Annotated in this window: 2 protein-coding genes; both read right to left on the bottom strand. The window is 30.6% G+C overall.

Annotated features, from left to right (window positions below; translation table 11 throughout):
• Positions 1-134: 134 nt before the first annotated feature.
• Complete coding sequence (locus SLH33_RS12900) at positions 135-791, bottom strand: hypothetical protein (protein WP_320419530.1); 657 nt, start codon at positions 789-791, stop codon at positions 135-137.
• Positions 792-938: 147 nt separating this feature from the next.
• Complete coding sequence (locus SLH33_RS12895; RefSeq protein WP_320419529.1) at positions 939-1,460, bottom strand: hypothetical protein; 522 nt, start codon at positions 1,458-1,460, stop codon at positions 939-941.
• Between the last annotated feature and the right edge of the window lie 215 nt (positions 1,461-1,675).

Here is a 1,675-nt window from a genome sequence, read left to right as displayed (position 1 = left end):
AGAATAAAGCCTTCTAAATTTAGACCATCATTTAGTCATCTATAAAAAAACAAGCCCTAAAAAAGCTTGTTTTAATCTAATATTTTTGGTTTTTACACACTTGTGCAACGGTTACCATTGTTACCCAAAGTATTTTATTCATTCCATAAATACTTTTCTATTTCGGATTCTTTTTTTAAATCAATGACCTGTGTAGAATTCCAGTCGACTAAAATTAAATCGAACATTTCTCCAATTTCTATTAATCCATCTTTAATTTTTGTTTTCGAAATTTCCTGCCAATTCTGTGAATCAATCCAAATGTGTTCTATTTTATTATTTTCCTGTTCTATAAATATTCCACTTTTTAGTTCTCCATAGACGATTGTATTTTGGTTTTCAATTTCTGTTGGAGTTCCACCACCGTAATACAAAACCCTTCCATATTTAACAAGACCTATAGATTCTAATAAATCGGTTATTTTAGAAGTCAATATCTCCTTTTTTTCAGTGCTAAAAGGTATTTTGTTAATTTTTGTGATTTCGGTAAATCCATTTCCGTCAAAGTGTTCTTCAGCGTGTTTTTTAATTCTTTTAGTTTCCTTAATAGCGAATTCTAAGTTTTCTTTAGGTATCAGTTCAGCAGACAAGTAGTTGTCTTCCCACAATAATATAGTTGTTTTTGTATTCTCATTATTAATATTTTCGTTAGTTTTTTCTAAAGTTCTGTTCTCATTTTTTTTGATATATAACACAGCTATAGAAAATAATATAATTAAAAAAAATCCTATTATTACGGTTGCGATTTTCATATTTTGGGTAACGGTCTCGTATAACCGTCAGTTACGGATTTAAAGTTAATAATTTTCGGTTAAGCACTGACGTTAGTAATTCCGAGTGGATTCGGACGTAGTCGAATCCGCCGTAATTGCGGTTATACATTGTTGTGCAACGTATTTTTATATTTTCTTTATTATCCAATTAGATATTTTTTCAATTCGGAATATCATTATTAGTGTCAAAATTGCTTTTAGAATATAGTTAGCTAAAGCAAAATCAGGCAATTCAATTTCTTCTTTTCCATTTAACTTCGAAATGAATTTTATGCAATATTCAATCAAGTCTGGAAGCAGATAAATCATTTTTGCTAACCAAACAACTCCGACTGTCAATAAAATCACTTTTGTCAGTGATTTTGGATTCAGCTCGGTTTTGATTTCACTTTCCGTTTTTACAAGTTTTTTAGAAATCCAGTCCGCTTTTAGGAAAAGGAATAATGAAACAACAATATTGGCAATTGTCAAAAATGTTCCTGTGAAATAGAATTTGTCAATTGGTTCGCTTAATAATTCATCAAATCGAGCCATTGTTGCAGTTCCGAAAACTGAAAAGAAATAAGTTCCAAAATGGTCAAAAATTTTAGTGAATAAATAAATTCCAGCTATTCTTAAAATCAGCGTAGTTAATGTTCGGTTTGTCATTAATTTTCAGGTCGGTTTATATGTTGCACAACGGTCTCGTATAACCGTCAGTTACGGATTTAAAGTTAATAATTTTTCGGTTTAGCACAGACGTTAGCAATTCCGAGTGGATTCGGACGTAGTCGAATCCGCCGTAATTGCGGTTATACATTGTGTCTGTTGCACAATTATGTAAAAGTAGTAATTTTTTGTATTTTGAGGTATGCAAGGCAAAA

The organism is Tenacibaculum sp. IB213877, from assembly GCF_034043975.1.
Taxonomy (GTDB): domain Bacteria; phylum Bacteroidota; class Bacteroidia; order Flavobacteriales; family Flavobacteriaceae; genus Polaribacter.
This window is presented reverse-complemented; position numbering and strand designations above follow the sequence as displayed.